Origin of the sequence: Acrocarpospora catenulata, assembly GCF_018476525.1 — a bacterium.
Taxonomy (GTDB): domain Bacteria; phylum Actinomycetota; class Actinomycetes; order Streptosporangiales; family Streptosporangiaceae; genus Acrocarpospora; species Acrocarpospora catenulata.
Genome location: NZ_JAHCST010000063.1, coordinates 1 through 25,707 on the forward strand (window position 1 = coordinate 1; position 25,707 = coordinate 25,707).

General features: G+C 72.6%; 19 protein-coding genes. 5 read left to right on the forward strand and 14 right to left on the reverse strand.

The features are described from left to right. Nucleotides 1–163: 163 nt before the first annotated feature. Nucleotides 164–529: a DUF3499 domain-containing protein gene (locus KIP79_RS38195; protein WP_214109887.1), complete on the reverse strand. Its 366-nt coding sequence runs from the start codon at nt 527–529 to the stop codon at nt 164–166. Nucleotides 530–687: 158 nt separating this feature from the next. Between KIP79_RS38195 and KIP79_RS38200 the strand changes: the two genes are divergently transcribed. Further along, nucleotides 688–1,080 (forward strand): metallopeptidase family protein, encoded by a 393-nt coding sequence (locus KIP79_RS38200; RefSeq protein ID WP_250214521.1) that lies wholly within the window; start codon nt 688–690, stop codon nt 1,078–1,080. A gap of 125 nt (nt 1,081–1,205) precedes the next feature. Here the strand turns inward: KIP79_RS38200 and KIP79_RS38205 are convergent, their stop codons facing one another. From KIP79_RS38205 to KIP79_RS38220, 4 genes are all read right to left on the reverse strand, one after another. After that, nucleotides 1,206–2,615, reverse strand: a complete 1,410-nt coding sequence (locus KIP79_RS38205; RefSeq protein ID WP_214109889.1) for a DUF5719 family protein — start codon at nt 2,613–2,615, stop codon at nt 1,206–1,208. Next, nucleotides 2,612–5,395 (reverse strand): glycosyltransferase, encoded by a 2,784-nt coding sequence (locus KIP79_RS38210; protein WP_214109890.1) that lies wholly within the window; start codon nt 5,393–5,395, stop codon nt 2,612–2,614. The genes KIP79_RS38205 and KIP79_RS38210 overlap by 4 nt, the downstream gene beginning before the upstream one ends. A gap of 151 nt (nt 5,396–5,546) precedes the next feature. Beyond that, nucleotides 5,547–5,789: a WhiB family transcriptional regulator gene (locus KIP79_RS38215; protein WP_155339096.1), complete on the reverse strand. Its 243-nt coding sequence runs from the start codon at nt 5,787–5,789 to the stop codon at nt 5,547–5,549. 204 nt (nt 5,790–5,993) lie between these two features. Beyond that, a complete protein-coding gene (locus KIP79_RS38220) occupies nt 5,994–7,523 on the reverse strand; it encodes a hypothetical protein (RefSeq protein WP_214109891.1) in 1,530 nt (509 codons plus the stop codon). A gap of 199 nt (nt 7,524–7,722) precedes the next feature. Here KIP79_RS38220 and cofD point away from each other — a divergent pair, with 199 nt between their 5' ends. Next, a complete protein-coding gene (gene cofD / locus KIP79_RS38225) occupies nt 7,723–8,658 on the forward strand; it encodes a 2-phospho-L-lactate transferase (RefSeq protein WP_214109892.1) in 936 nt (311 codons plus the stop codon). Further along, complete coding sequence (locus KIP79_RS38230; protein WP_214109893.1) at nt 8,655–9,929, forward strand: coenzyme F420-0:L-glutamate ligase; 1,275 nt, start codon at nt 8,655–8,657, stop codon at nt 9,927–9,929. Before cofD ends, KIP79_RS38230 begins: the two co-directional genes overlap by 4 nt. On the opposite strand, the gene KIP79_RS38235 is transcribed toward KIP79_RS38230, so the two are convergent. From KIP79_RS38235 to KIP79_RS38275, 9 genes are all read right to left on the reverse strand, one after another. After that, complete coding sequence (locus KIP79_RS38235) at nt 9,919–12,480, reverse strand: bifunctional FO biosynthesis protein CofGH (RefSeq protein WP_256447629.1); 2,562 nt, start codon at nt 12,478–12,480, stop codon at nt 9,919–9,921. The genes KIP79_RS38230 and KIP79_RS38235 overlap by 11 nt on opposite strands. 28 nt (nt 12,481–12,508) lie before the next feature. Continuing rightward, a complete protein-coding gene (locus KIP79_RS38240; protein ID WP_214109894.1) occupies nt 12,509–13,441 on the reverse strand; it encodes a DNA-3-methyladenine glycosylase family protein in 933 nt (310 codons plus the stop codon). Nucleotide 13,442: 1 nt separating this feature from the next. Next, the gene (manB, locus tag KIP79_RS38245) at nt 13,443–14,558 is read right to left on the reverse strand and encodes a mannose-1-phosphate guanylyltransferase (protein ID WP_443611872.1); all 1,116 of its coding nucleotides are present in this window, start codon (nt 14,556–14,558) and stop codon (nt 13,443–13,445) included. Nucleotides 14,559–14,573: 15 nt separating this feature from the next. Beyond that, entirely contained in the window at nt 14,574–15,713 is a 1,140-nt protein-coding gene (locus tag KIP79_RS38250) for a glycosyltransferase family 4 protein (protein WP_214109895.1), read from the reverse strand. Between the two features lie 139 nt (nt 15,714–15,852). After that, entirely contained in the window at nt 15,853–16,779 is a 927-nt protein-coding gene (locus KIP79_RS38255; RefSeq protein ID WP_308170098.1) for a lysylphosphatidylglycerol synthase domain-containing protein, read from the reverse strand. Continuing rightward, nucleotides 16,776–17,618: a class I SAM-dependent methyltransferase gene (locus tag KIP79_RS38260; protein WP_308170099.1), complete on the reverse strand. Its 843-nt coding sequence runs from the start codon at nt 17,616–17,618 to the stop codon at nt 16,776–16,778. The genes KIP79_RS38255 and KIP79_RS38260 overlap by 4 nt, the downstream gene beginning before the upstream one ends. 37 nt (nt 17,619–17,655) lie before the next feature. Next, nucleotides 17,656–18,729, reverse strand: coding sequence for a glycosyltransferase family 4 protein (locus tag KIP79_RS38265; RefSeq protein WP_214109896.1), 1,074 nt, complete (start codon nt 18,727–18,729; stop codon nt 17,656–17,658). Then, a complete protein-coding gene (locus tag KIP79_RS38270; protein ID WP_214109923.1) occupies nt 18,726–19,643 on the reverse strand; it encodes a glycosyltransferase family 2 protein in 918 nt (305 codons plus the stop codon). The genes KIP79_RS38265 and KIP79_RS38270 overlap by 4 nt, the downstream gene beginning before the upstream one ends. A 48-nt stretch (nt 19,644–19,691) precedes the next feature. After that, nucleotides 19,692–21,761 (reverse strand): hypothetical protein, encoded by a 2,070-nt coding sequence (locus KIP79_RS38275; protein ID WP_308170100.1) that lies wholly within the window; start codon nt 21,759–21,761, stop codon nt 19,692–19,694. Nucleotides 21,762–21,962: 201 nt separating this feature from the next. Here KIP79_RS38275 and KIP79_RS38280 point away from each other — a divergent pair, with 201 nt between their 5' ends. Then, nucleotides 21,963–23,381, forward strand: a complete 1,419-nt coding sequence (locus KIP79_RS38280) for a glycosyltransferase family protein (protein ID WP_308170101.1) — start codon at nt 21,963–21,965, stop codon at nt 23,379–23,381. 246 nt (nt 23,382–23,627) lie between these two features. Continuing rightward, the gene (locus tag KIP79_RS38285) at nt 23,628–25,667 is read left to right on the forward strand and encodes an LCP family protein (RefSeq protein ID WP_214109897.1); all 2,040 of its coding nucleotides are present in this window, start codon (nt 23,628–23,630) and stop codon (nt 25,665–25,667) included. Nucleotides 25,668–25,707 lie beyond the last annotated feature (40 nt).

The following is a 25,707-nucleotide window of genomic DNA, read 5'->3' on the forward strand; positions in this document are numbered from 1 at the left end:
TAGTCGTATGTGGGGTTTGCCCGGCCGCGCCGGTGTCTGGACTGAACGTAGGGAGCGCAGCGACCGGAGAGAGGGAAGACGCCGGCTGAGAGCGGCCGGGCCGCCGTGCCGGAGGCGCGGCCAATGTCACAGCCGGGCCGGCCCGCCGGAGGCGGGCCCAATGTCACAGCTCGCGGTTGGGTTGGGCGGATTTGAGTACTCGGAGGTGGCCGCGGCGCCCGACTTCTACGCCTTGTCCGGTCGGCTCTCCGGCGGTGGGTGCGGGGCGGGCCGCCTCGCGGACGGCGTTGGCCAGGGCTTCCAGATCGTCTCCGCTGGGCGCTCCCGGCTCGTACGGCAGGCGCACGACCTCCCAGCCGCGGGGCGCGGTGAGCCGCTCGGCGTGTTCCGCGCACAGGTCATAGCAGTGCGGCTCGACGTACGTCGCCAGCGGGCCCAGAACGGCGGTCGAGTCGGCGTACACGTACGTGAGTGTGAAGACGGCAGGCTGCCTGCAGGCGGTACGGGAACAGCTGCGGACGGGGCTCACGGAGGGACCGTATCCGGTCCGCGTGCACATTGCCACCACCCCGCCCCTCTTAACGAGCGTGTCGCCACAATCCGGACACGCCACCCCTCCCCTAAGCTGGGCGGATGAGCTCACGAGGTCCCCGAGGTCCACGGCGGCGCGACCGCCACGGACGGGGCATGCGCGGCCCGCTGGCGCCGTCCCACGTGCCGATCGCCAAGTCGCGGGGGGAACGCTTCGACGATCTGGTGCTGGACGCGGTGGACCGGCTCCGGGTGCGCTGGTCCAAGGAGCTGGCCGCGGTGGAGTTCGGGGTGGAGGAGGTGCCGCAGGCGAGCGAGCTGCTGGACGGCCCTGGCCGGCTGGTCTCCGACCCGATCCCGTTCGGCCGCGCGGAACCGGCGGCCGGCGGGGAGCCGGCCATGGTGGTGGTCTACCGCCGGCCGATGGAGGCCCGCGCCAGGGACCGTGAGCACCTGGCCAGCCTGGTGCACAGCGTGGTGGTGGAACAGGTGGCGAGCCTGCTCGGCCTCACCCCGGAAGCCGTGGACCCCGGATACGACGAGGAATAGCGCGCGCACACCGCCAGGCAGCTCCGACAGCGCGGTGTGGCTCAGGGCCAGGGCCAGCGGGATGGTGGAGGCGACGATCCGGCCACGCACGCCGAGACCGAGGGCACCGGAGAGGTACGGAGCGACTAGGGCAGCACGGCTGCCGGGTTGTCGGTGGTCGGCGGGACCAGGGCCCAGGTGCGGGCCACGGCCAGCGGCTGGGCGGTGAGCAGTTGCCCGAGCGAGGTGTTCTCCTCGATCACCCGCCCGCCGTACACCGGGCCGGACCCCGGCTGGGGCTGGAGCACGACGCTGAAGCCCTTCTCACCGCCGGGCGGCGGGTTGAGCCGGATCTCCTTGGTCCTGGCCGCCGGCACGACCACCTGGGTCGGGGGTGGCGGGTCGCCCTCCTTGGGCAGCAGCTGGAGGCGCACGGTGGCGGCCCCGAACGGTGCGGAGAGCACCAGCCGGGTGCCCTTCCTGGCGTCGGCGACCACGCTGCCGAGGTCGAGGGCGGGCGCCCCGGCCGTGTAGGCGACGTCCTGCAGGGTGCCGGTGCCGGTGATCTCCAGCCCGGCCACGATCGGCGCCTCGGAGGTGAGCAGCAGCGCGGCCGGCTGCCCGCCGACGCCGGTGGTCAGGTCCATGGTGGTGGTGGATCCGGCCGGCACCTTCACGTCCTCGCGGCCTTTCAGCGCGTACGAGCCGTCCTTGAGCACCGCCCTGACCTGGACCACGGTGTCCTGCTCGCCGGGGGCGGTGATGTAGAGCACCCGGCGCCCCGCGCTGCCCGGCACCCCGGGCACCACCACCTGGGTGTCGGGGGCGGCGGCGGCAGGCAGCCAGTCCGCTCCCTTGCCCTGGCCGAGCACGGCCTCCACGGCGGCGGTCACCCGGCCCCGGCTGGTCTCCACGTGCAGGCCCATCACCAGCGGCGAGGTGATGACCTTGCGGAGCTTGACCGCGCGGTGCTCGCCGGGTTTGAGCACCATGCCGGTGGCCTGGTCGGTGACCACCAGCCCCTCGCCCGCGTACACGGTGAAGAAGACGTCGGCGGGCGCGGCCTCCACGTTGGACAGGTGCAGGGTGAGGTCGGCGACGGCCGGACCCGGCCCGACGAACCAGGCGTCGGCCCCCGGCTCCACGCACCGCACCCCGGCGAGCCCGCGCGCCGCGCCGCTGGTCTCCTTGCTGGTACGGCCCGCCTCAAGCCCGGAGGCCATCGCGCCGGTGGCCCCGATCCGAACGGGGTCGGCCCCCTTGGCGATGGACTTCTGCCAGAGCGTGCCTGGCTGGTCGAGTACGACGGTTTTCTCCCCGTCCAGCACGGTGGCCTCGCCCGGCCCTTCGACACCGGGCGGGGTGACCGCGCTGACGGTGGCCCCGCCGGGGTCAGGGCAGACGGTGGACACCGAGGCGACGGCGGCCCGCACGGGCTTGGGCTGCTCCACCCGCACCGGTGCGGGGCGGCTGACGAAGGCCCCGCCGTACACGGCGGCCAGGGCGATGAGCACCAGGGCGAGCATCCCGAACCGGTTCTCGATGAGACGTCTCATACCAGCACCCGCTCTCCGGACACCTGCTCCTCGGCCACCGGCTCCGGCTCGGCGGCCCTGGCCCCGGGCGCGGCCAGGATGAGCACGAGCGCCACCAGCACGCCCTGTCCCCAGAGCCAGTACCGGTGCGACGGATCGGGCGGGGAAGGCGGCGGCACGGTGACCGGGATGACCATGCGCCACAGCCCGGCCACCCGGGAGAGGCTGAGCCGGGTGAGCGCCGGTTCCGAGTCCAGCGCGCGGCGCAGTTCCGGGTCGACGGGCGCGGGCACCGCGACGAAGGCGATCCCGCGCGATGCCAGCGCCTGGGCGTCCGTGCCGCCACGGCCGGAGGCCAGTCCGGCCACGGCGGCGGTCACCGCGCCGTCGGCTGTCCGCGCCTCGGCCTCGCCGATCAGCGGCGCGCGCCCGCGCAGCACCGTGTACGTGAGCGTCTCGCCCGCGCTCCGCAGCAGCACCGTGCCCTCCCCCGGCTCGGACTTGAGCGCGGCCAGCGAGGGAATCGGATCACGGAGGTTCCACCGCAGGGGACCGTGGTGTGCCCCCGTCCAGATCCACAGCCCGGCGGCGGCCACCGGGGTGGCGAACGCGACCAGCGCCACCAGCCAGGCCCCGGCCTTGCGGAAGCCGCCCGCCGCCCGGAACTCGGCCACCCGGTGCCCGGCCAGCGCGGTGGCCACCAGCAGCCCGGTGGCGGCGAACGCCAGCGGCACCCCGGGCCAGCCGGAGAGCCGGGCGACCACGGTGGCCACCAGCACGCCGAAGATCGCCACACCCCAGCCGATGGCCACGATCAGCTGGTGCCGCCGGAGCAGCAGCGCCCCCAGGGCCACCGCGAGCAGTCCGGCCGTGGCCCAGAGCGGCGGGGTGCCCGGGCCGCCCGGGTTCAACGTGAGCAGGGCCTCGGGGGGCAGCCGGGGGTCGCCGGGAAGCGGCAGCCCCGCCTCGCGCAGGATCCGGGCTGGCTGGGCGACCAGTTCACCGAGCCACGGCAGCAGCAGCACGATCGGCACGATCAGGGTGATGGCAAGCGAGATGCCCACCCCCCGCCGTACGCCGCCGAAGGAAAGGGCCGCCAGCGCCCCCAGAATCGCCACGAAGGCGTATAGGAGGGGAACGAAGGCAGTGCCTATCGCAAGCAGCAATCCGAGCCCCCAGGCCGCTCTGCGGGCCGGGCGGGGGTCACCAGAGAGCACCACGGTGGCCAGCGAGGCGTAAACCGGCAGCAGCACGATGACCACAGCGGAGCCGATCCGCCCGGTGGCCACCACCCCGGTGGCGACCGGCAGCAGCGCGTAGGTGACCGCCAACCACACCCGAGCCGGCGTGTACGGAATGAGCCGCCGGGTGGCCAAATACGCCGACAGTCCCGCCAGCGGCACGCAGCCGAGCAGCAGCACGGCCACCGCCAGCCAGACCTTGCCCAGGAAGAGCGTGGACAGCGCCGCGAGCACGGCCACGTACGGGGGCGCCCAGTCGCCGGTGTACAGCCCCCACAGATCTGCGGCCCCGCCGACCACCGGAACCAACGCCCCTCCCCCCAGCAGTCCCCCGGTGACCAGCCGCCAGTGCGCCGCCACGGTGACCACGACCAGCGCCAGGAAGAGCCGGGCCCCCGCGTTGGCGAAGGTGCGGCGGAGGAAGCTGCCCTCGTCGTTGAGGAGTTCGTCGCCCTCTTCCTCCTCGGGCGCGCGGCCGACCGCGTGGTGCCGCCCGGCCGAGTCCAGCGGCCCGCTCCCGGCCAGCTGTCCCCGGACCATGTCGAAGATCCGGCGAACGGCCGCGCTGGGCGGTGTGAACAGGGGTTTGACCAGCTGGTAGCCGTTCTTGCGGTTCTTCTTGCGGGCTTTCCTGGCCCGGCGCAGTTTGCCGGGATGGAAGAGCACCGAGCCGAGCGCGACGATCTCGTCCAGCGCGTACGCGGGCTGCTTGGCCACCAGGAAGAGCCCGGTCCTGACCATCGACCCGAAGGTGTTGCGGACCATCGACCAGAGCATCGCCCAGAACGGCAGGTTGGCCATGATCACGAATAGTGCGTACCGGCGGGCCAGCCGGCGCGGGTGGTCGTCGCTGGCCGCGATCCGGCGCCGGCGGCGGGTGGCGGCCTCGGCGTGGTAGGCGGTCGCGGCGGTCACCGCGAGCACCCGGTGCCCGGCCGCCCGGGCCCGCCAGCAGAAGTCGAGGTCGTCGCGGAAGAGCGGGAGGCGCGGGTCCAGGCCGGAGAGCTCGTCCCAGACGTCCCGGCGGATCAGCATGCCCGCCGTGGAGACCGAGAGCGCGTCCCGTACCCCGCCGATGTCCTGGTCGTGCTGGCCCTGGTCGTACTCGCGGGGCTCCAGGCCGGTCTCCCTGCGGCCGGACCTGGCCACCGTGACGCCGAGCTCAAGAAGGAGTTTGCGGTCCAGCCAGTCCCGGAGTTTCGGACCCAGGATGACCGCGTCCTGGTGCTGCTCGGCCGCCCAGAGCAGGGTCTCCAGCGCCCGGGGCTCCGGGGCGCAGTCGTCGTGGATCAGCCAGAGCCATTCTGTGCCCTGGGGCTCATGCGGCAGGCGGGTCGTCACCTCGTGCACGGCCTGCGCGAACCCGGTGGAGCGGGGCATGCTGACCACCGCGTTGGGCCCGAAGGCCTGGGTCAGCAGCTTCCCGCTGTCGTCGCGGCTGCCGTTGTCGACGCCGACCACCCGGTCAAGCCGCCGGGTCTGGCCGAGGACGGCGGTGAGCGTCTCCCTGAGCCAGCGGGCGCCGTCATGGGCGACAACGATCGCGGTGACCGAGTGCACGGGAGTCCTTGGAAGTTCTTACGGAAGGGGTTTGTACGGCTTTGCCGCGCCCACCTTACGGCACCACCCGCCGCCGTCAGACCGAAAGCCGTCAGACCGAAAGCCAGCGGTCCGAAACCAAAAGCGGGGGCCACAGGTGGCCCCCGCGTTTTCAAACGGCCTGGCGTTTGATCCGTCTCCGCTCCCGCTCGGACAGACCCCCCCAGATGCCGAATCGTTCGTCGTGTTCCAGCGCATATTCGAGGCACTCCGCGCGCACTTCACACGCACGGCACACCTTCTTAGCCTCTCGGGTGGAGCCGCCCTTTTCTGGAAAGAACGCCTCCGGATCGGTCTGAGCGCACAACGCGCGCTCCTGCCAACCCAGATCTTCACCGTCGAGCGCCTGTGCCATGACCGGCTCGGTCACTGCACACCTCCCTGTCGCCCGCCCGTCACCAACAGCAAGTGGTGCCCCCCTATGAACGCCGTCCTCATACCCACCTTGAGGAAGGCGTAACAACACAGCTGTAATTACACGCGTGTCCTACGTGCGGCGTCAAGCGGCATGGCGATACCCGGGGAAAGACATGCTTGCCCCGGTATATAACGCTATGGATCAGTGGTCGCGCCGATCGGAACCGTACCAATGAGGGGTTGCTTCGGCCCCCTGAGCTGCTTGTTCTCGACCTGAACCAGCGTCAGGATTTACCTGCGGCCGCTCCGGCTTGTAGATCGCGGTCGGGTCGATGAGTTGGTCCGCCCGGAGCGGGTCGCTCAGCGGGTCCCCCTGGTAGCGGGGGCTGCTGAGGGCATCGCCCTGGTATCGCACGCTTTCTGGCCCGCTCATCGGATCGCCCAGGTATCGCCCGAGGTCAGGGCTGGTGAGCGGTTCGCCCCGGTACGGGTCGTTCTGGAAGCGAACGGTCTGGTCCGGCCCCTCGTACTGGGGCGTCGGGGGAGTCTGCGGGTGGCCCAGCGGGTTGTGGTAGCCGGACTGCGCGGGCGGCGCGGGCGGCAGCGGCGCGGGGGGTAAGGGCTGCGGCGCCGGCTGGGGCACCGACTGCGGCACCGACTGGGGCGGCTGCTGCTGGTAGGACTGCGCCTGCTGGTACGCCTGGGCGAGCTGCTGCTCCCGCGGATCCCCCTCATAGGAGGGCTCGTACGCGGGCTCGTACGGCGGCTCGTAGGCCTGCTGCGCGAACTGCTGCCCCGAGTACCCCACGAACGGCGACCCCCCGTGCTGCGGGTAGGCCGGGGTGTCGTCGTACACCGGCGGGTTGTCGTAGGACAGCGGCGGGTACGACGGCGCGTCCCCCGCGTATCCGTGCTGGTCGAAGACGGGTCCCTGGGGCGGCTGCTGCTGGTACCCGTTCTGCTGCGACGCCGCGTACGAAGCCGCCGAAAAAGATTGCTCGACCGGCTGAACGAATCCCGGCTGGGCCGCGTATCCCTGGTCGTAAACCGGGGCCGCGTAGGCGTCCTGGGTGCGATCGGCGGACCGTTCCGCCGCGTACGGCAGGGCCGACTGTGCGGTGTGTTGTGGTTGTGGCGCGGCGGACGCGGGTGAGGGAACGGAGGCCGGAGGGACAGCAGGTTCGGGGACGACAGGAGCCATCACGGGCTCCGGGGCGGGCACCTGGTTGCCGTAGCCCTGGTACCCGTCGTTCTGGTAGCCGCCGAAGAACGGCTCCTGGTCTTGGTCGGGCATCCGGCCGGTTCGAGTCCTGGGCGCGGTAGGCGCGACCGCGCCCAGGACGAACACCAGGGCGAGCGCGGTGAGCGCGAGCATGGGCAGGGTGAGGACGAGGCCTTCCACCTTGTCGCCGAAGTCCAGCGACCCGGCCAGCAGGGCGAGCAGGCTGATCGCGCCGAACAGGGTGGCGATGGCGAGCGCTCCGGCCGCGCCGAGGCCGATCAGGTGGCTCTTGGGGGTGGGCTCCCCGAAGCGGGTGCAGACGACCACCGCGCCCACGGCGAGCGCGGCGCTGACCGGAGAAACCAGCAGGTCCAGGCTGAGCGCGGCACGCACGCCGAACGCGGCTCCCGATCCCCCGAGCAGGAGCCTGAAGATGCCGACGAGCACGCTGGTGGAGACCACCGCGAGCATGATCCAGGCGGCGGGCTCTCTCAGCCTCGCCGGTTCCACCTTGATCAACGTGACCCCCTGATATCCACACCGCATACAAACGGCATACCGAGAAAGTTTCGCACATGACTGACTTTGTCGTCGGGTGACCCACCAACCTCATGAATCCCCCGAGTGTCCTAACGTTCACATTTGTCCATGACCTGCGGTGCGATCCCCCCTGCGGGGCCGCCGATGCGCCTACTGGAAGACTGACCCCATGCGCATCGTCTCCCTCGCGGGCGGGATCGGCGGGGCCCGCTTCCTCCGCGGCCTGCTGAGCGCCGCCCCCGGCGCCGAGATCACCGTCATCGGCAACACCGGCGACGACATCACTCTGTTCGGGCTGCGGGTCTGCCCCGATCTGGACACCGTGATGTACACGCTGGGCGGCGGCATCAACGAGGAGCAGGGCTGGGGCCGGGCGGCTGAAACGTTCACCGTCAAGGCGGAACTGGCCGCGTACGGCATGGAGCCGCAGTGGTTCGGCCTGGGCGACCGCGACTTCGCCACCCACGTGATCCGCACCCAGATGCTGGCCGCCGGCTACCCGCTCTCCCAGGTCACCGAGGCGCTCTGCGACCGCTGGCGGCCCGGCGTGCGGCTGCTGCCGATGTCCGACGACCGCGCCGAGACGCACGTGGTGATCACCGACGCCGAGGGCCGCAGGGCCGTGCACTTCCAGGAGTGGTGGGTACGGCTGCGCGCCTCGGTCCCGGCCGAGCGCATCCTGCTGGTGGGCGCGGAGGAGGCCAAGCCCGCGCCCGGCGTGCTGGAGGCCATCGAGGCCGCCGACGTGGTGATCCTGCCGCCCTCCAACCCGGTGGTGAGCATCGGGACCATCCTCCAGATCCCCGGCATCCGCCCGGCCCTGGAGGCCAAGACCGTGGTGGGCGTCTCCCCGATCATCGGCGGCGCCCCGGTGCGCGGCATGGCCGACGCCTGCCTGACCGCCATCGGCGTGGAGACCTCCGCCCAGGGCGTCCTCGACCTGTACGGCTCCGCCCTGTTGGACGGCTGGCTGGTGGCCGAGGAGGACGCGGAGGTCTCGCTGGCAGGGGTCAGGGTGGCGGCCAGGCCGCTGCTGATGAGCTCCCCGGAGGCCACCCGCGAGCTGGCCGCCGCGGCCCTGGCACTGGCCGTGGAGCTGTCATGATCCAGATCGAGGGCCTCGCGGGGCTGCCCGAGGTGGTCGCGGGCGACGACATCGCCGAGCTGATCACCTCCGCCGCCAAGCTCGCCGACGGCGACATCCTGGTGGTCACCTCGAAGATCGTCAGCAAGGCGGAGGGCCGCATGCGGCCGGGCGACAACCGGGTCGAGGCGGTGGCGGCGGAGACCGAACGGGTGGTGGCGCGGCGCGGCGAGATGGTGATCGCGCAGACCCGGCACGGGTTCGTGATGGCGGCGGCGGGGGTGGACGCCTCCAACACCCCCTTCGGCACGGTGCTGCTGCTGCCCGAGGACCCCGACGCCTCGGCCCGGCGCATCCGGCAGGGCATCAGGGAGCGGCAGGGCGTGCGGGTCGGGGTGATCGTCTCCGACACCTTCGGCCGCCCGTGGCGGCACGGGCTCACCGACGTCGCGATCGGGGCCGCCGGAGTGCGCCCGGTGGCCGACTTCCGTGGCCGTGAGGACTCCTACGGCAACCCGCTCAGCGTCACGGTGACCGCGCTGATCGACGAGATCGCCGCCGCCGCCGAACTGGCCAAGGGCAAGCTCGACGGGGTGCCGGTGGCGCTCGTGCGAGGCCTGGCCGACCTGGTCACCGAGGCAGAGGGCCCGGGCGCCGCCGCCCTGGTCCGGCCCGCCGACGAGGACCTGTTCCGGTACGGCTCCGCCGACGTGGTCTTCGCCCGCCGTACCGTACGGGAGTTCTCCGACGCCCCCGTGGACCCGGCGGCGGTCCGGCGCGCGGTGGCCGCCGCGGTTGCCGCCCCGGCGCCGCACCACACCACCCCGTGGCGTTTCGTGCTGGTGGAGAGCCCGCAGGCGCGCACCACCCTGCTGGACGCGATGCGCGCGGCCTGGACCGAGGACCTGCGTTCCGACGGTTTCACCGAGGACGCCATCGCCCGGCGGCTGCGCCGGGGTGACGTGCTGCGCAACGCCCCCTATCTGGCCGTGCCCTGCCTGGTCATGGACGGCTCGCACACCTACAGGGACGCGCGCAGGAACGCGGCCGAGCGGGAGATGTTCGTGGTGGCCGCCGGGGCCGGGGTGCAGAACTTCCTGGTGCAGCTGGCGGTGGAGGGGCTGGGCTCGGCCTGGGTGTCCTCCACCATGTTCTGCCGGGACGTGGTCCGCGAAGTGCTCGACCTGCCGCCGGCCTGGGACCCGATGGGCGCGGTCGCGATCGGCCACGCGGCCGCCCCGCCCCGGGACCGGCCGCCCCGGGACGCCCTCGACTACCTGATCATCCGATGAGCGGCACCGCCCGCCGCACGCTCTGGCAGACACCGTCGCTGGCCTCGGCCGCCGCCTTCCGCTCCGGCGAGGGCCGGCCGTACTCGGTGGTGCGCTGGCGGAGCGGGCGGCCGGTCGGGGCGACCATGGCGGCGATCTCGCTGATGGTCTTGTAGGAGCCGTTCTCCGACCCCGCCATCCGGCTGATCGTCTCCTCCATCAGGGTGCCCCCGAGGTCGTTCACCCCGGCCTGGAGCACCGTACGGCAGAGCTCGTCGCGGAGCTTCACCCAGGAGCACTGGATGTTGCCGATCGCGCCGTGCAGCAGGATCCTGGCCAGCGCGTGCACGGCCACGTTCTCCCGGGCGGTCGGGCCGGGGCGGGCGATCCCGGCCAGGTAGATGGGCGCGCTGTGGTGCACGAAGGGCAGCAGCACGAACTCGGTGAACCCGCCGGTGCGCTCCTGGAGCTCGCGGATCAGCCGGATGTGCCTGACCCAGTGCACGTGCTGGTCCACGTGGCCGTACATCATGGTGGCGGTGGTCGGGATGCCGATCCGGTGCGCGGTGGTGATCACGTCGATCCACTCGGCGGCGGGCAGCTTGCCCTTGGTGAGCACCCAGCGCACGTCGTCGTCGAGGATCTCCGCCGCCGTCCCCGGCAGCGAGTCCACGCCCGCCTCCCGGGCCGCCGCCAGCCAGTCCGCCACCGACAGGTTGGTACGGCTGGCGCCGTTGATCACCTCCATCGGCGAGAAGGCGTGCACGTGCATCTCCGGGGTGCGCGCCTTGACCGCCCTGGCGATGTCGAAGTACGCCGTGCCCGGCAGGTCCGGGTGGATGCCGCCCTGCATGCACACCTCGGTCGCCCCCGACTCCCACGCCTCGGCGGCCCGGTCGGCCACCTGGTCCAGGCTGAGCGTGTAGGCGTCGGCGTCGGTGCGCCGCTGGGCGAAGGCGCAGAACCGGCAGCCGGTGTAGCAGACGTTGGTGAAGTTGATGTTCCGGTTGACCACGTAGGTGACGTCCTCCCCGGACACCTCCCTGCGCAGCCCGTCGGCGATCCTGGCCAGCTCGGCCAGGCCGTCGTCGTCGGCGCCCACCCCATTGGGGTCCCCGGCGAGGCCGAGCAGGGCCAGCGCCTGGGACTCGGTGAGCGCGGCCGGGTCGCGTTCGGCCTGCCGGAGCGCCTCCCGGACGTCGCCGCCGACCGCGCTGTCCGCGCTGGGCAGGCGGTCCTTGAGTGCGTCCCAGTCGCCGTACACGTGGTCGAAGTCGGCCCGCCGGTCGCCGGTGCGGCCCTCGGTGTCCACCGCCGTGTGCAGGTCGGTGCGGCCGATCGCGGTGAACCCGCCGTCGGGCTCCTGCCAGGGCAGACCGGCGGGGATCGCCTCCGCGTCGGCCAGGCCGGTGGCCGGGTCGGCGAGGGCGGCCACGTGGGCGCGGAGCCGGGGGTCCAGCCAGGGTTCCCCGGCCAGCAGGTACTCGGGGTAGATGGTGAGCCGTTCCTTGAGGGTGAAACCGGCGGCGGCGGTGCGCGCGGCCAGCTCCTCGATCTGCGGCCAGGGGCGTTCGGGGTTGACGTGGTCGGGGGTGAGCGGGGAGACCCCGCCCCAGTCGTCGATGCCGGCCCGGAGCATGAGCGCGTACTCCTCGCCGATCAGGTTCGGCGGGGCCTGCACGTGCGCCTTCGGGCCGAGCACCAGGCGGGTGACGGCGATGGTGGCGGCCAGCTCCTGCAGGTCGGCGTCGGGCAGGCCGCGCATGGCCGTGTCGGGCTTGGCGCGGAAGTTCTGGACGATCACCTCCTGCACGCCGCCGTACTCGCGGGCCACCCGGCGGATGGCGAAGACGGACTCGGCCCGGTCCTCGATGCTCTCGCCGATGCCGATGAGGATGCCGGTGGTGAACGGCACGTTGCTGCGGCCGGCGTCCTCCAGCACGCGCAGCCGCACGGCCGGGTCCTTGTCGGGGGAGCCGTAGTGGGCGGCGCCCTTGGTGGTGTAGAGCGCCTCCGAGGTGGTCTCCAGCATCATGCCCATGGACGGCGCGACCGGCTTGAGCCGCTGCAGGTCACGCCAGGTGAGCACGCCCGGGTTGAGGTGCGGCAGCAGGCCGGTCTCCTCCAGCACCCGGATGGCCATCGCGCGCACGTAGGAGAGGGTGTCGTCGTAGCCGTGCTCGTCCAGCCAGGCGCGGGCCTGCGGCCACCGGTCCTCGGGGCGGTCGCCGAGGGTGAACAGGGCCTCCTTGCAGCCGAGCGCGGCCCCCTGCCTGGCGATGGCCAGGACCTGGTCGGGGCTGAGGAAGAGGGCCTCCAGCTTGTGCGGGGCGGTGGCGAAGGTGCAGTAGCCGCAGCGGTCACGGCAGAGCCGGGTGAGCGGGATGAAGACCTTTTTGCTGTAGGTGACGATCCCGTTCCGGCCGGCCGCGTCCCGGACCCGCCCGGCGCTTTCCAGCAGCGCGTCCAGGTCGGCTCCCCTGGCCCTGAGCAGCACGGCCGCCTCTGTCACGTCGAGGGCTTTGCCGTCCCTGGCCCGGGCCAGCGCCCGCCGCATCGCGTTCTCGCTCATAGCGGCACACTACGGTGCCCGCTTCGGATCAGAACGACCGGTAGTCCCTGGCGGCCATGCGGGGCCCGCGCGCGGGAGGCCGCAGGCCACTCAGCTCGATCAGCCGGACCACCCGGTGGCGCTGCCCGGCGAACGGCTGGAGCAGCTCGAACATGCCCGCGTCGTCGGTCTTCGCGCCGGTGAAGGCGTATCCGACCAGGCCAGGGATGTGGTAGTCGCCGAAGCTGGGCGCGTCCGGGTCGCCGTGGACCCGCTGCCTGATCTCGGCCGAGGTCCACACCCCGATGCCGGGCAGCGTCCGCAGCAGCCGGTCGGCCGCGTCGCGGGCGGCCTGCTCCAGCTTGTCGGCGTGCCGGGCCGCGTTGAGTATCGTCCTGGCCCTCACCGCCTCCGCCCCGGCCCGGTGCCAGTCCCAGGAGGGCACCAGCCGCCAACGTTCGGGGTCCGGCGGCACGGTCAGCCCTTCCGGGGCGGGTCCGGGGGCGGCTTCGCCGTACTTGCGGACCAGCCAGCGCCAGGCGCGGAAGGCCTCCCTGCCGACCACCTTCTGCTCAAGCACGGCCGGGACCAGGGATTCGAACATCCGGCCCGAGCGGCCGATGCGCAGGCCGGGGTGCCGGGCGGCCACCTCGCCGACCAGCGCGGCGCGGGTGCGGAGCGCGGGGTCCGCGGTGACCTTCGCCAGCACTTCCGCGAACTCCGCGACGTCGTCATCGGCCCCGAGCAGCGCGGGGAACGTCTCCAGGAGCCACTCCGCCCCCTCGCCCCAGGCGGTGCCGTGCACCTGCCCGCCCCTGGCGGCCAGCCGGAGCGTGCCGGTGCCCTGCGGCGTGCGGCAGGCCCGCCAGACCGCCCCGTCGGCGGTCCGCCGCCAGACGGGATCGCCGGACCCGTGCGCGTACGGCGCGAGCGTGAGAGCCACGTCGAGCGGCCCGCGGGGAGACCAGACCCGCTCGATCATGTCAGGTGTCGCTGGAGAACCGCACCGCGCGTGCGGGCAGATCGATGCCCGGCCAGACGCGGGCGCCCGAGGTGAGCTCGTTCCCCGCCCCGATGGAGGCGCCATCCCCGATCACCACCTCCCGCAGCACCACGCCGGAGGCGACCACCGCCCGGTTGCCGATCACCGAGTCCACCACGACCGCCCCCGGCTCGATGACGGCGTCCTCGGCCACCACGCTGCCCCGCACACTGGCCCCGGCCCCGACCACCGACCGCGCCCCGACCACGGTACCTCCGGTCACCTTGGCCTCCGGCGAGATGACCGCGCCGTCCAGCACCAGGGCCTCCCCTGTCCGCCCGGGCAGCGCGGGCGAGGTCAGCACGCCGCGCACCAGGTCGCAGGAGCCCTGCACGAACGCGGCGGGGGTGCCCACGTCCAGCCAGTACGTGGAGTCGGCGTACCCCAGCACCGGGGCGCCCGCCTCGATCAGCCCGGGGAAGGTCTCCCGCTCCACCGAGACCACCTGGCCGGCGGGGATGCCGTCGATGACCGACCGGCGGAACACGTAACACCCGGCGTTGATGCGGTTGGTGACCGGATTGGGGGTCTTCTCCAGGAAGGCGGTCACCCGGCCCCGCTCGTCGGTGGGCACGCAGCCGAACCGGGAGGGATCGTCCACCTCGGTCAGGTGCAGGGTCACCGCCGCGTCCTCGGCCAGGTGCAGGGCGACCTGGGCGCCGATGTCGTGCCCGGAAAGGATGTCCCCGTTGAGCACCAGCACGGGGTCCTCCGGCGGGCAGCGCAACGCCTCGGCCGCGTTCCTGATGGCCCCGCCGGTGCCCAGCGGGCTCTCCTCGGTGACGTACACGATCTCCAGATCGAAGGCGGCGCCGTCGCCGAACGCGTCGGCGAACATGGCGGCGCGGTAGGAGGTGGCGAACACGATCCTGCGCACCCCGAACGAGCGCGCCCTGGCCAGCTGGTGGGCGAGGAACGGGACCCCGGCCGTGGGCAGCAGCGGCTTGGGCGTGCCGAGCGTCAGCGGGCGCAGCCGGGTGCCCTGCCCGCCGACCAGCAGGATCGCCTCCTGCATGCCCCCGTGGGTGCCCCCCGTGGGCAAAGATCTGTCCCTCACACGGGTGAGGTTAGCTCAACGCTCCAATGCACGTTGGTACGACACCATATGTGCGTCTGCCGACATCGCCCAGCTAAATTCCTGTGATCTGGCGAGTCCCGCGTCCCCCAGGGCGGCCCGGCGCGCGGGGTCGGCCAGCAGGGCGCGCAGCGCCGTCCCGATGCTGGCCGCGTCGCACTCGGTGTAGGCCACCGCGTCCCCGCCCACCTCGGGCAGCGAGGTACGCCGCGTGGTCAGCACCGGCGCGCCGCAGGCCATGGCCTCCAGCACCGGCATGCCGAACCCCTCCACCAGGGACGGGAAGGCGGCCACCAGCGCGCCGCCGTAGAATCCGGCCAGGTCGGCGAAGGGCAGGTAGCCGGTCCGCACCACCCGCACCCCGGAGGGCAGCTCGCGCACCGCCGCGTCCACCTCCAGGTCGCCCCCTGCCGACTCCACCAGACCTCCGGCCAGCACCAGCGCGGGCCGGTCCTTCAGGTCCTGTACGGCTTTCGCGAACCCCCGCACCAGATTGGGCACGTTCTTACGCGGCGCCAGCGTCCCCAGCGAGGCCACGTACGGGTACCCGCGCAGCCCCAGCCGGTCCGAGACCCGCTTGATCTCCGCCTCGGCGGGCCGGTGGAAGAGCACCGGGTCCACCCCGTGGTAGGCCACGTCGATCCGGGTCGGGTCGGCCCCGAGCACCCGGATCAGCTCGTCCCTGGTCGCCTTGGACGGCACGATCACCCGGTTGGCCGCCCGCACGGCGGTCCGGGTGGCCGAGCGCACGTAGGACCCCCGGCCGGTGCCGGGGCGTTCCGGTTCGGTGAACCAGGCCACGTCGTGCACGGTGACCACGGTCGGCAGGCCCGACCGGATCGGGATCGAGTAGGACGGCGCGTGGATCACCTGCGCGCCCACCTGCTGGGCCAGCACCGGCACCCCGGTCTGCTCCCAGACCAGCCGGGCCCCCCGGTTGGTGATGGCGGGCGGTCCGGGCAGGATGCGGGCGGAGGGCGCCATGTGCCCGTATCGTTCCGCGTCGGCCCGCTGGCAGACCACCGCCAGGTCGGCGCCGGCCTCGTGTAAGGCGGCGATCAGGCCGTCCACGTAGCGGATCAAAGCGCCACGGTCGGCGGGGACGGCCGCCGCGTCGATCAGTACCCGGGGTTTCACGAAGAGGCTCCCCTCCGGCGGCACGGCCCGGCCCCTCGAACCGGGCGTGACCCGCCTGTTCCCCCAACTCTAGGTCGCGACCCCGGCGATGGTGAGCGAAATCACAGGGCCCCGCCCCCAACTAATACGGATTCCGCAGCTATTCCACGGATTTATCAGTGTTTGCGACGACTTGTCGGCTGTTTCGGGCGGCCCAACCGGCCAGCGCGGCGCAGACCAGGTCCCCGGCCGAGACCACGATCCGGGACACCAGCGCGGCGGCGATGGCCGAGCCCCGGTCCAGCACGGGGGCCAGCGCGGCGACCATGGCCACCTCCCGGACCCCGGCCCCCGCCGGGGCGATCACGAACAGGAAGCCCAGGCACCAGGCCAGCGCGAAGGCCCCGAAACTCAGCGCCACCGCCCGGGGGCCGCTCGCCCCGAGGCCCTGGACGAGCAGGGCCAGGTGCACGCCGTACGCGACCCAGCCGGCGAACGCCCAGCCGGTGGCGGCCAGGACGCCGCGCCGGGTGAGCGGCCGTTCCAGCGGGGGGCGGCGGAGCAGCCGCAGGCCGAGCCCGAGCACGCCGTTGACCACCCTCGGGTGGAGCCCGGCGGCCAGCACCGGGAGGAGCAGCAGCAGCCAGGCGTACTCGGCGACCGACGCCCCCGCGAAGGCGGGCAGGGTGAGCGCGGCGAGGCACAGACCACTGGCCAGATAGATCGGATAGGTCAGGAAGAACGCGGCGGCGCTCCGGGTCCGGGGCACGCCGTGGTCGCGGCCCATCTCCATCTGGGCCAGCATCGGCCAGACCGAACCCGGGATGTACTTGCCGAGCTGCCCGATGAAAAGGATCTTGGCGGCGTCCACGACCGGCAGCGGGGAGCCGAGGTCGGCCAGCAGTGCCCGCCACATCAGCATGCCGGCCACCAGCGCGACCAGCACCGCGGCGAAGGAGGCGGCCAGCAGCTCCGCGGAGAGCCGGGCCAGTCCCGCGCCCACCTCGTCGGCCTGCGTGGCCACCGCCCAGGCCCCGAAGCCCAGCGCGGCCAGCAGGAAGCCGACCCGGAGCAGCTTCTTGATCACCGGGTCCGCACGGCTTCCGGCGGCTGCGGAAGGGCCGGGCCGAGCGGGCGGCGCGGCGTCTTGGTGGCCACCCACAGGTAGGTGGGCACGATCGGCAGCAGCCCGGTCAGCACCGGGCGCGGGGTGCGCTCCAGGGTGGCCTTGGCCGCCCGGCCGACCGCGCCGGGGAACAGCTCCCCGCCCGCGAACCGCTCCGGCGAGGCCAGCACCGGGAAGGTGTAGTCCCAGACGTGGAAGTCGCGGAGCATGCGCCGCAGCCCGCCCCGGGTGCGGAACCGCTCGTAGTAGTGGTCGGCGCGGCCGAAGGCGCGCACGTACCGGTCGGCGGGCCCGGGCGGCAGGTAGGAGAGGAACGGCAGCTTGTAGTGCGGTTCCATGATGCCGAGCCGGTTGCCGAGACCGAGGTAGAGCACCCCGTCCTCGGTCAGGACCCGGCGCATGTCCCGGATCACGGAGTCGGGGTCCACCACGTGCTCGTAGATGTGGTTGAAGACCAGCACGTCGACGGAGTTGTCCGGGAACGGCAGCGTGGTCCCGTCCGCACAGACGAACGCCACCCGCTCGCCGAACCGGGTGGCCGCCTTCCGCAGCCCCGGCACGTCGATGTCCACGCCGAAGGTGCGCGCCGCGCCCGCGCCCGCCAGCTCGTCGGCGATGAACCCCGCGGAACAGCCCACGTCCGCGACCGTCAGCCCGTCGAGCGGCCGGTCCCCGTCCCGGCCGAGGAAGTGCGCCAGCACGGCGATGATCTTCGCAGCCTTACGGCGGCGTTTCGCCTCGTCCAGCATCGCCGACTGGAACTCGGAGTACTCCAGCTGCGCGGCGCGTTCGGTGCCCACCACCACTCCTCTCACCGCTGCCCAACAGTACCGGTGGCTAGACGGTCAGCAGGGTGGACAGATAATTCGCCCAGTACGGTTCCGGGTCCACCGCCTTGACCCCGGCGCGCAGCCGCTGCGGGACGCCGTCCTCGTAGAACTGGCCCAGCGCCTCCGCCAGCGCGTCCACCGAGCCCGGCTCCACCAGCAGGCCGTCCACGCCGTCGGTGACGTTGTCCGGCAGCGCCCCCACCCGGGTGGCGATCACCGGCACCCCGTGCTCGTGGCCCAGCCACACGTTCTGCGAGGCCGTCGCCGACCGGTACGGCAACACCAGCGCGTCCACCCGCCCGAACAGCTCGGGCACCTCGGCCGCGGCCACGTACCCGGGCCGCAGCTCCACCCGGTCGGTCAGCCCCAGCTCGGCGATCAGCGCGTTGGTGGCGTCCAGCCCACCCCAGAACTCCCCCGCCACCGTCAGCGCGATCCCGGGCGTCCGGGCCAGTGCGCGCAGCAGCAGGTCCAGGCCCTTGTACGGGCGGACGATCCCGAAGAACAACAACCGGCGGAAGGGCTCCGCGGCGGCAGCCCTGGCCGTGGGGCGGGCGGGCAGGTGCGGGGCCATCGTCGCCACCTGGACCGGCCGGTCGGTGAGCTGCCTGGCCTTGCCCGCCTGCTCCTCCGAATGCGTCAGCACCCCGTCCACCCGGCGCAGCAACGCCCGCACCAGGGGCAGGTCGTAGGGCTTGGCCTCGTGAGGCAGCACGTTGTGGCAGAGCGCGACCACCCGGGCCTGCCGCCGCAGGCCGTACAGGATGGCCAGGTAGGGCGGAACCTGCACCGGGCTGAGCAGCACCGGGATCACCAGGTCGGCGGCGCGCAGCCGCCGGCCCCGCCGGAACCAGCCGTCTGGTCGCCGCCAGTCCAGGACCCGCTCCACCGCCGGGTACGGCTCGCCCTCCGGCGCGTCGATGGTCTGCTGCCCGGGATAGAGAAAGGACGGGTACTGGGCCCGCCACGACTCGATCACCACGTCGTGCCCGGCGGCGCGCAGCCGGTGCGCCAGCTCGGTGGTGTGCTGCGCCCCGCCCCCCTTGTATGGATACGTGGGCCCGACGATGGAGATCCTCATTCGCCGCGCGACCTCACGATCAGGTCGGCCAGCAGCGCCACCGAGCCGATCAGCATGCCGGACAGGAAGATCACGATGGTGTTGCTGGTCAGGTAGAACCCGTACCGCACCACGTCGTAGACGCCCTTCCCACCGCCGATGCCCACCAGCCAGATGGCGGGCGGCATGAGCACCTTCAGCGGGTTGAAGTACATGATCATCCGGAGCACCTGGAGGATGTACCGGTAGGCGTCGGAGAAGAACCCGAACTTGGACTTGCCGGCCCGCTTGGCGTACTCGATCGGCAGGTAGTAGATGTCGTGCTGGTTGGACAGGAAGGCCAGCGTGATCGTGGTCACGCAGGAGAACCCGGGCGGCAGCAGCCGCAGGTACGGCCTGGCCACCGACTTGCGGAACGCGCGCAGGCCCGAGTTCAGGTCGGGGATCCTCTGCCCGGCCAGCCGCTCGGCGACCTTCCTGATCACCCACTTGGCCGGCACCCGGAGCAGCTTGTGCGAGCCCTCCTCGGAGGTCCGCGCCCCCACCACCTGATCCACCGTCTGGTCCTTCTCCAGGATCTGGACCAGCTCGGGGATGCGCTCGTTCGGGTAGGTCATGTCCGCGTCGGTCCAGACCACGATCTCGCCGCGCGCCTCCTGGCTGCCGATCCGGCGGACCGTGCCGGAGCCGCCGTTGCGGTGGAAGGCCTTGATCCGCATGTGCGGGTAGCGGGGGGCGGCCTCGCGGAGCCTGGCCAGCGTGTCGTCCTTGGAGCAGTCGTCCACGGCCAGCAGTTCATAGGTGTAGCCGCTGGCGTCCATGGCCGCGCAGATGCGTTCGACCTCGTCGATGACGTGATCCTGCTCGTTGTAACAGGGCAGGACGATCGTCACGTAGGGGCTGGCTTCCACTGCGGTTCCACTCTCCGGGGGCATGCTCACGTCGGACGAGGGTACTCTGCCCTGGCCTTGCCCGGTCCCACATCACAGTGTGGGCAAGGACATCCAGACGTTCACGGTCAGGGTCCAGGTGCCGTCGGGGGCGCTCACCAGGGAGCGTTCGTCCTGGCGAACGCGCAGGTCGAGCACCTGATAGGCGCCCGCGTACCGGGTGAGCTGCTCCGGTTCGGCGGCCAGCAACACCGGGACCCGCCCGGCCGAGCGGGTGGCGGCGACCAGGCGGGTCACATCGGCCTCGGCGGGCACGTCCTCGCCCGGCGCCAGGCGCAGGCGGGCGGTCGGGACGCCGCACTGGCCGCGCAGCAGCTGGGTGAAGCGGTCGCCGGTCACCCTTTCCGCGATCAGGACGGCGGCGTTGCGGGGCAGCGACTGGCAGAGCCCCGCCACGGCGTCGGCCTCGCCGCGTTCGACGGGGGTGAACGCGGTGCCGATCGAGGTGACGGCGGCCGGCACCACCACCAGGGCCATCCCGGCGGCCAGCAGCGGGCGCGAGCGGTATCCCGCCCGGCGGGCGCGGTCACGGGCCCAGCGCAGGCCCCACACGGCGAGCAGGATCAGGCCGGGGATGACCACCGGGACCAGGCGGCGGGCGGCGAACGGATGGTCGGGGGTGATGGCCGGGCGGTAGAGGGTGGTCACCGTGGTCCAGGCGATGACCGCCAGCGGCAGCACCCAGACGAAGCCCCGCCCGCGGACCATGCGCCGCACCAGCACGGCCGCGGCCAGCGTCGCCAGGACCAGCACCGGCACGCCGAGGTACCAGACCACCCAGTAGAGCGTGTCCTCGGCGTAGAGGCGGGTGCGGTCGACGGGCAGGCCGTTGGCCAGCTGCGTCGCCTCGATGAACCGCGCGGTCAGCTCGTCCTCGGGGGTGGCCGGAATCCGGCGCACGGTCTCCAGCCAAGGGCGGGCCGCGAAGAAGAACACCGCCGGCGCCACCAGCGCCGCCGCCAGGTCGGGCAGCCGCCCGCCCGCCGCCCGCCAGGGGATCCTCGGCGCCACCGCCGCCCCCGCCAGGGTCAGCGCGAGCACCACCGCGCAGATCGCCAGCAGCGGCAGCAGCGACCCCGACAGATACTCCAGGTACGGCCGGGCCAGCACGTACCCCGCCACGAACCCGCAGGCCGCCCCGACGCCCAGACCGACCAGCAGGGGCACCCCCAGCCGTCCATCCGGGAACAGCCGCCCCTGCGGGCGGGACCGGGAGAGCCGGTCCAGGGCGATCAGCAGCCCCGCGTACCCGAGCACCGGCAGCACGTCGCGCAGCCCGTCGATGCGGACCAGCAGCGCGGTACCGAAGGCCAGCCCCGCCAGCAGGGCGCTGCGCTGCGCGCCGACCGGCTGCTCCTCCCGGGCGGCGGGCAGGTAGCCGACCCCGGTGAGGCCCGAGCGCAGCCGGAACCGGGCGTCCAGCATCAGGGTGAGGCCGCCGAAGAGCAGGATGAGCGACGGGATCTCGCTGAACGTGGTGCGCGAGGTGTAGAGGATGGGCAGCGCGACCGCGAAGGTGAGCGCCGCCAAGGGGGCCCAGCGGGAGCCCGCCAGGCGGGCCACCGTGCCCGCGAAGGTCAGCACCGCCAGCGCGCCGAGCACGGGCGGCATCAGCAGCAGGCCGGTCACCCCGCCCAGCCAGTCCCCTACGGCGTGGATGATCGGGGTGCCCGGCATGAACTGCGGCACCACCGTGCCCCCGTCGGGGAAGAAGCCCATGCTGTCGAAGCGCAGCGCCGGGTCCGGGCCGCCGAACGCGGCGGCGTCCTCCGGGATCGGCACCCGGCCGTGCCCGGCCAGCCAGATCGCGTACTGGGCGTAGCTGGCGGGGTCGCGGCGGACGATCAGCTGCTCGCTCCGGAAGATTCCGTTGAACACCGCCGAGGCCACGGCGACGGCCCCGATCGCCGCCACCTGCCAGGCGGTCGCGGGGACGGTCTCCGGCAGGCGGCGCAGGCCGTACCAGCAGAGCAGGGCGGCCAGCGGCACCCCCGCGAGCAGCATGGGCAGCGGATGGAACCAGCCCGCCAGGGCCAGCGGCAGGCCCGCCAGCAGCCAGCCGGTCAGCGCCAGCGCGGGCACGGCGGAGCCGACGGCGAGCACCCGGCCCGCCGACGGCCAACGCGAACGATCAATCCATGTACGGCGAATAGGCGAGAGCTTAGTTTCCCCGGCCGACATCCTCGGCACGAACGGACGCCGCCGGTCTACCGGTAGCTTGGGCCGGGTCGGATACGGGGCAGGACCGGGTCGGATACGCGCGGGACCCAGTCGGGAGTGGGCCGGGTGCGGGCGGGAGCGGGCGTGGACATTCGGGTCAGGGCAGTGGCGTTCGCCGCCCGGCACCGCTGGTTCCTCGGCCTGTTCGCAGCGGGCGCGGCCCTGCGCGTGGTCGCCATGCTCGGCTACCGCCCGGCGTTGTGGTTCCCGGACTCCTACACCTATGTGGTGACCGCGATGCGGCCCCGGCCCGACCTCGTGCGCCCGGCCGGGTACTCGATGTTCCTGCGCCTGCTCGAACCCTTCCACAGCTTCGCGGCCGTGGTGTTCGTGCAGCACGTGCTCGGACTGCTGACCGCCGGCCTGGTGTACGCGGCCGTCCGGCGCTGGAAAGCCTGGGCGGGGGCCGTGGCGGCGGCCCCGGTGCTGCTGGACGCCTACCAGGTCGAGCTGGAGACCCTGCTCGTCTCCGACACCCTGTTCCTCTTCCTGGTCACCGCCGCCACCTGCCTGGCCCTGGGGCGGACCACCTGGCGGCGGGCGGTCGGCATCGGCCTGCTCCTCGGCGCGGCCACCCTCACCCGCACGATCGGCCTGCCCCTGATCCCGCTCTTCGCGGTCTTCCTGTTCCGCTACGCGCGCCCGCGGCCCGCCCTGGTCATGCTCGCCGCCGCGCTGATCCCGATCGCCGGGTACGCCGGGTGGTTCCACGCCACCTACCACCGCGTCGGCCTGATCGGCGCGAACGGCGTCTTCCTGTACGCGCGCACGATGACCTTCGCCGACTGCGCGGTGATGCGACCCCCGGCGGACCTGGCGGTGCTCTGCGACCCCCGCCCGCCACGGGACCGCCCCCCGTCCCAGTCCTACATCTGGGACCCGGAGTCCCCGCTGGTCAGACTCCCGGGCATCACCTTCACCCGGGAGACCGACACCCTCGCCCAGCGGTTCGCGGTGCTGGCCGTCACCAGCCAGCCGGTGGACTACGCGACCTCCTTCGTGACCGAACTGGCCCGCACGTTCGCCCCCGGTCGCCCGGTTTATCCGGACCCGGAGGTCTACGCCCTCTACGAGTTCCCGGAGCGCACCCCGCCCCCGCCCGTCCGGTACGTCGCCACCGTCGGCGCCCAGTTCGCCGAGGAGTACGAACGGGGCCCGATCGCCACCGAGGTGGTCGAACCGTTCGCCGGCTGGCTGCGCGCCTACCAGAGCGTGGCCGCCCTGCCCGGACCAGCCCTGCTGATCGTCCTGCTCGTCCCGCCGGTGGCCGCGCTGCGCGGGCGGGGCCACCGCTGGGGGCTGCCGTGGGCCACCGCCTGGGCGCTGCTGGCCGTCCCCGCGGCCACCGCCGAGTTCGACTACCGGTACGTGCTGCCCGCGATCCCGCTCGCCTGCCTGGCCGCCGTACGGTCCTGCCAAGATCGGCGTCGCGAACCTGACAAGATCGACACGACCGCCCAACAAGATCGATACAGTTCAACAGACCATGTGAACACCACGTAAAGCAGCCCTTCGTTGCATACCGTGAAATGTCCCTGTTTGAGTATGCTTTCACCGCCGGATCACCCCTGCCGCCCCCCACTAGGACCCGGGCCAAATCACGAGATCGCCGCGCCGCGACCCGGTTCGGTGACCTACCCTCAAGAGCGCAATGAGCGAGCGAACCAGTAAACCGAGCCCCTGCCGGAGTTCCCTCCGGGGCCCCCGCCTCGCCCGTGCCCTCGGAACATCGTCCGGCGAGGAGATGGCATGAGCGACCACCGGCACCGCCCCTCGCCTCATCCGGAGGACCGGCCGCAGCAGCAGGACCAGCGCGTGTGGGGGCAGTCGGAGACCGGGCCGTACGCCTACGGCCCCGCCGACCAGGCCGTCTACGGCACGCACAGCGACCCGGTCACCTACGGTCACGGTTCCCGGCGGCGGCGCGACCCGGAACCCCAGGAGCCGGAGTACCCGCAGCAGCCGCCCGGCGGATACCAGTACCAGGACCAGTACCAAGGGCAGTACCAGCAGCCCCCGCAGTTCCCGCAGGACGCCTACCAGGAGTACCGCCAGGATGCCTACCAGGAGCCGGAGCCGTCGCACGGCCGGCGACGGGCCGAGCCTGACCCGGACTTCGACGAGCACCGCTGGGGCGTGGGCGACCGCTTCGACGATGACGACGAAGAGCCCCGCCGCATGCGCTGGGGGCGCCGCAAGAAGGATCAACCGGAAGAGGAGCCGGAACCGGCCCCCTTCCACGCGGGCTCCCCGCCCCCGCCCCCGCCGCCCCCGGCCGCCAAGAAGAAGTCCGGCGGCGGAGGAGGAGGCGGCGAGAAGGGCCTCGGCGTGCTCGGCTGGACCAGCGTGGTGCTGACCTCGGTGCTGGTGCTCGGCACGCTCACCGCGTACACGCTCTACCGGCAGACCCTCGGCAACATCAAGACCGGGGCCTCCACCGACGACCTGGACAAGACCCGCCCCGAGAACCAGACCGGCGCCATCAACGTGCTGCTGGTCGGCTCCGACACCCGGCAGGGCGAGGGCAACGCCAGGTACGGCCAGAAGGCGGCCCGCGAGGACTTCACCGAGCGCACCGACACGATCATGCTGCTGCACGTGTCACCCAACCGCGACCAGGCCCGCCTGATCAGTTTCCCGCGCGACTCGATGGTGACCATCCCCGAGTGCCGCGACCTGAAGACCAAGCAGATCGTCCCGGCCCACCTCGGGCAGATCAACGCGGCGTTCACCCTCGGCGGCATGATCTGCACCCGTCGCACCATCGAGGCCCTCACCGACATCCACATCGACCACTACATCAAGGTCGACTTCAACGGCTTCAAGAACATCGTCAACGCCCTGGGCGGCATCGAGATCTGCGTCCCGAGGCCGGTGACGGACCGCCAGGCCAAACTCGAGCTTCCAGCCGGCACACAGGTGGTGAGGGGCGAGACCGCGCTGGCCTATGTCCGGTCCCGGCACGGGTTCGGCGACGGCAGCGACATCGGGCGGATCAAGCGGCAGCAGGTCTTCATCTCGCAGATCGTGAAGAAGGCCACCAGCAGTGCCATGCTCACCGACATCGGCAAGCTGACCTCCTTCGTCTCGGCGGCCACCAAGTCGGTGGAGATGGACGACCAGCTGAACACCGAGGCCCTGCTGGATGTCGCGGCCAGCGCCCGGAAGCTGACGGCCAAGGGCTTCAAGGCCACCACGGTGCCCTGGGAGCCGTACACGGCGGACAAGAACCGCGTGCAGTTCAAGCAGCCGGCCGCCAAGAACCTGTTCGACGCCATCAAGTACGACACCGAGGTCAGGGCCGAGCCGAGCGCCCCGGCGGCGAGCGCGAGCGCCAGCGCCCCGGCCGACAACACCCCCAAGCCCACCGAGGCCGCCCAGGTCCGGGTGCAGGTGATCAACGGCACCAACACCAACGGCCGGGGCAAGGAGGTGGCGGACGCGCTGGCCGCGCAGGGCTTCAAGGTGGTCGAGGTGGGCAACGCGCTCCAGGCCGACGGCAAGGACCGGCCGACCACCACGGTCAGTTACAAGGGCGCCGGCTGGGAGGGCTCCAAGCTGCTCACCGCGGTGCTCCGGCCGCAGGTGAAGGCGGACACCAACATGATCAAGCCGTCGGGGGTGGCCCCCTACACCCCGGCCACGCCGCCGCCCGGCCAGGAGAAGAAGGCCGTCGGGCCGGTGATCCAGCTGGTGATCGGGGCCGACTGGGACGGCGTCAAGATCCCCCTGGAGGCCACCGACGGCGCGACCACCGTGGACTCCGAGACCGACATCTGCACGGTCTGATCTTCCGGGCCGGAGCGGGCGGAAACCCCGCTCCGGCCGG

Coding starts and splice junctions, on each gene's coding strand:
- KIP79_RS38200 (WP_250214521.1), top strand. CDS start 688: ATGCGCGGCCCGCTGGCGCCGTCCCACGTGCCGATCGCCAAGTCGCGG.
- KIP79_RS38205 (WP_214109889.1), bottom strand. CDS start 2,615: ATGAGACGTCTCATCGAGAACCGGTTCGGGATGCTCGCCCTGGTGCTC.
- KIP79_RS38215 (WP_155339096.1), bottom strand. CDS start 5,789: ATGGCACAGGCGCTCGACGGTGAAGATCTGGGTTGGCAGGAGCGCGCG.
- cofD (WP_214109892.1), top strand. CDS start 7,723: ATGCGCATCGTCTCCCTCGCGGGCGGGATCGGCGGGGCCCGCTTCCTC.
- KIP79_RS38230 (WP_214109893.1), top strand. CDS start 8,655: ATGATCCAGATCGAGGGCCTCGCGGGGCTGCCCGAGGTGGTCGCGGGC.
- KIP79_RS38235 (WP_256447629.1), bottom strand. CDS start 12,480: ATGAGCGAGAACGCGATGCGGCGGGCGCTGGCCCGGGCCAGGGACGGC.
- KIP79_RS38240 (WP_214109894.1), bottom strand. CDS start 13,441: ATGATCGAGCGGGTCTGGTCTCCCCGCGGGCCGCTCGACGTGGCTCTC.
- KIP79_RS38265 (WP_214109896.1), bottom strand. CDS start 18,729: ATGAGGATCTCCATCGTCGGGCCCACGTATCCATACAAGGGGGGCGGG.
- KIP79_RS38270 (WP_214109923.1), bottom strand. CDS start 19,643: ATGCCCCCGGAGAGTGGAACCGCAGTGGAAGCCAGCCCCTACGTGACG.
- KIP79_RS38285 (WP_214109897.1), top strand. CDS start 23,628: ATGAGCGACCACCGGCACCGCCCCTCGCCTCATCCGGAGGACCGGCCG.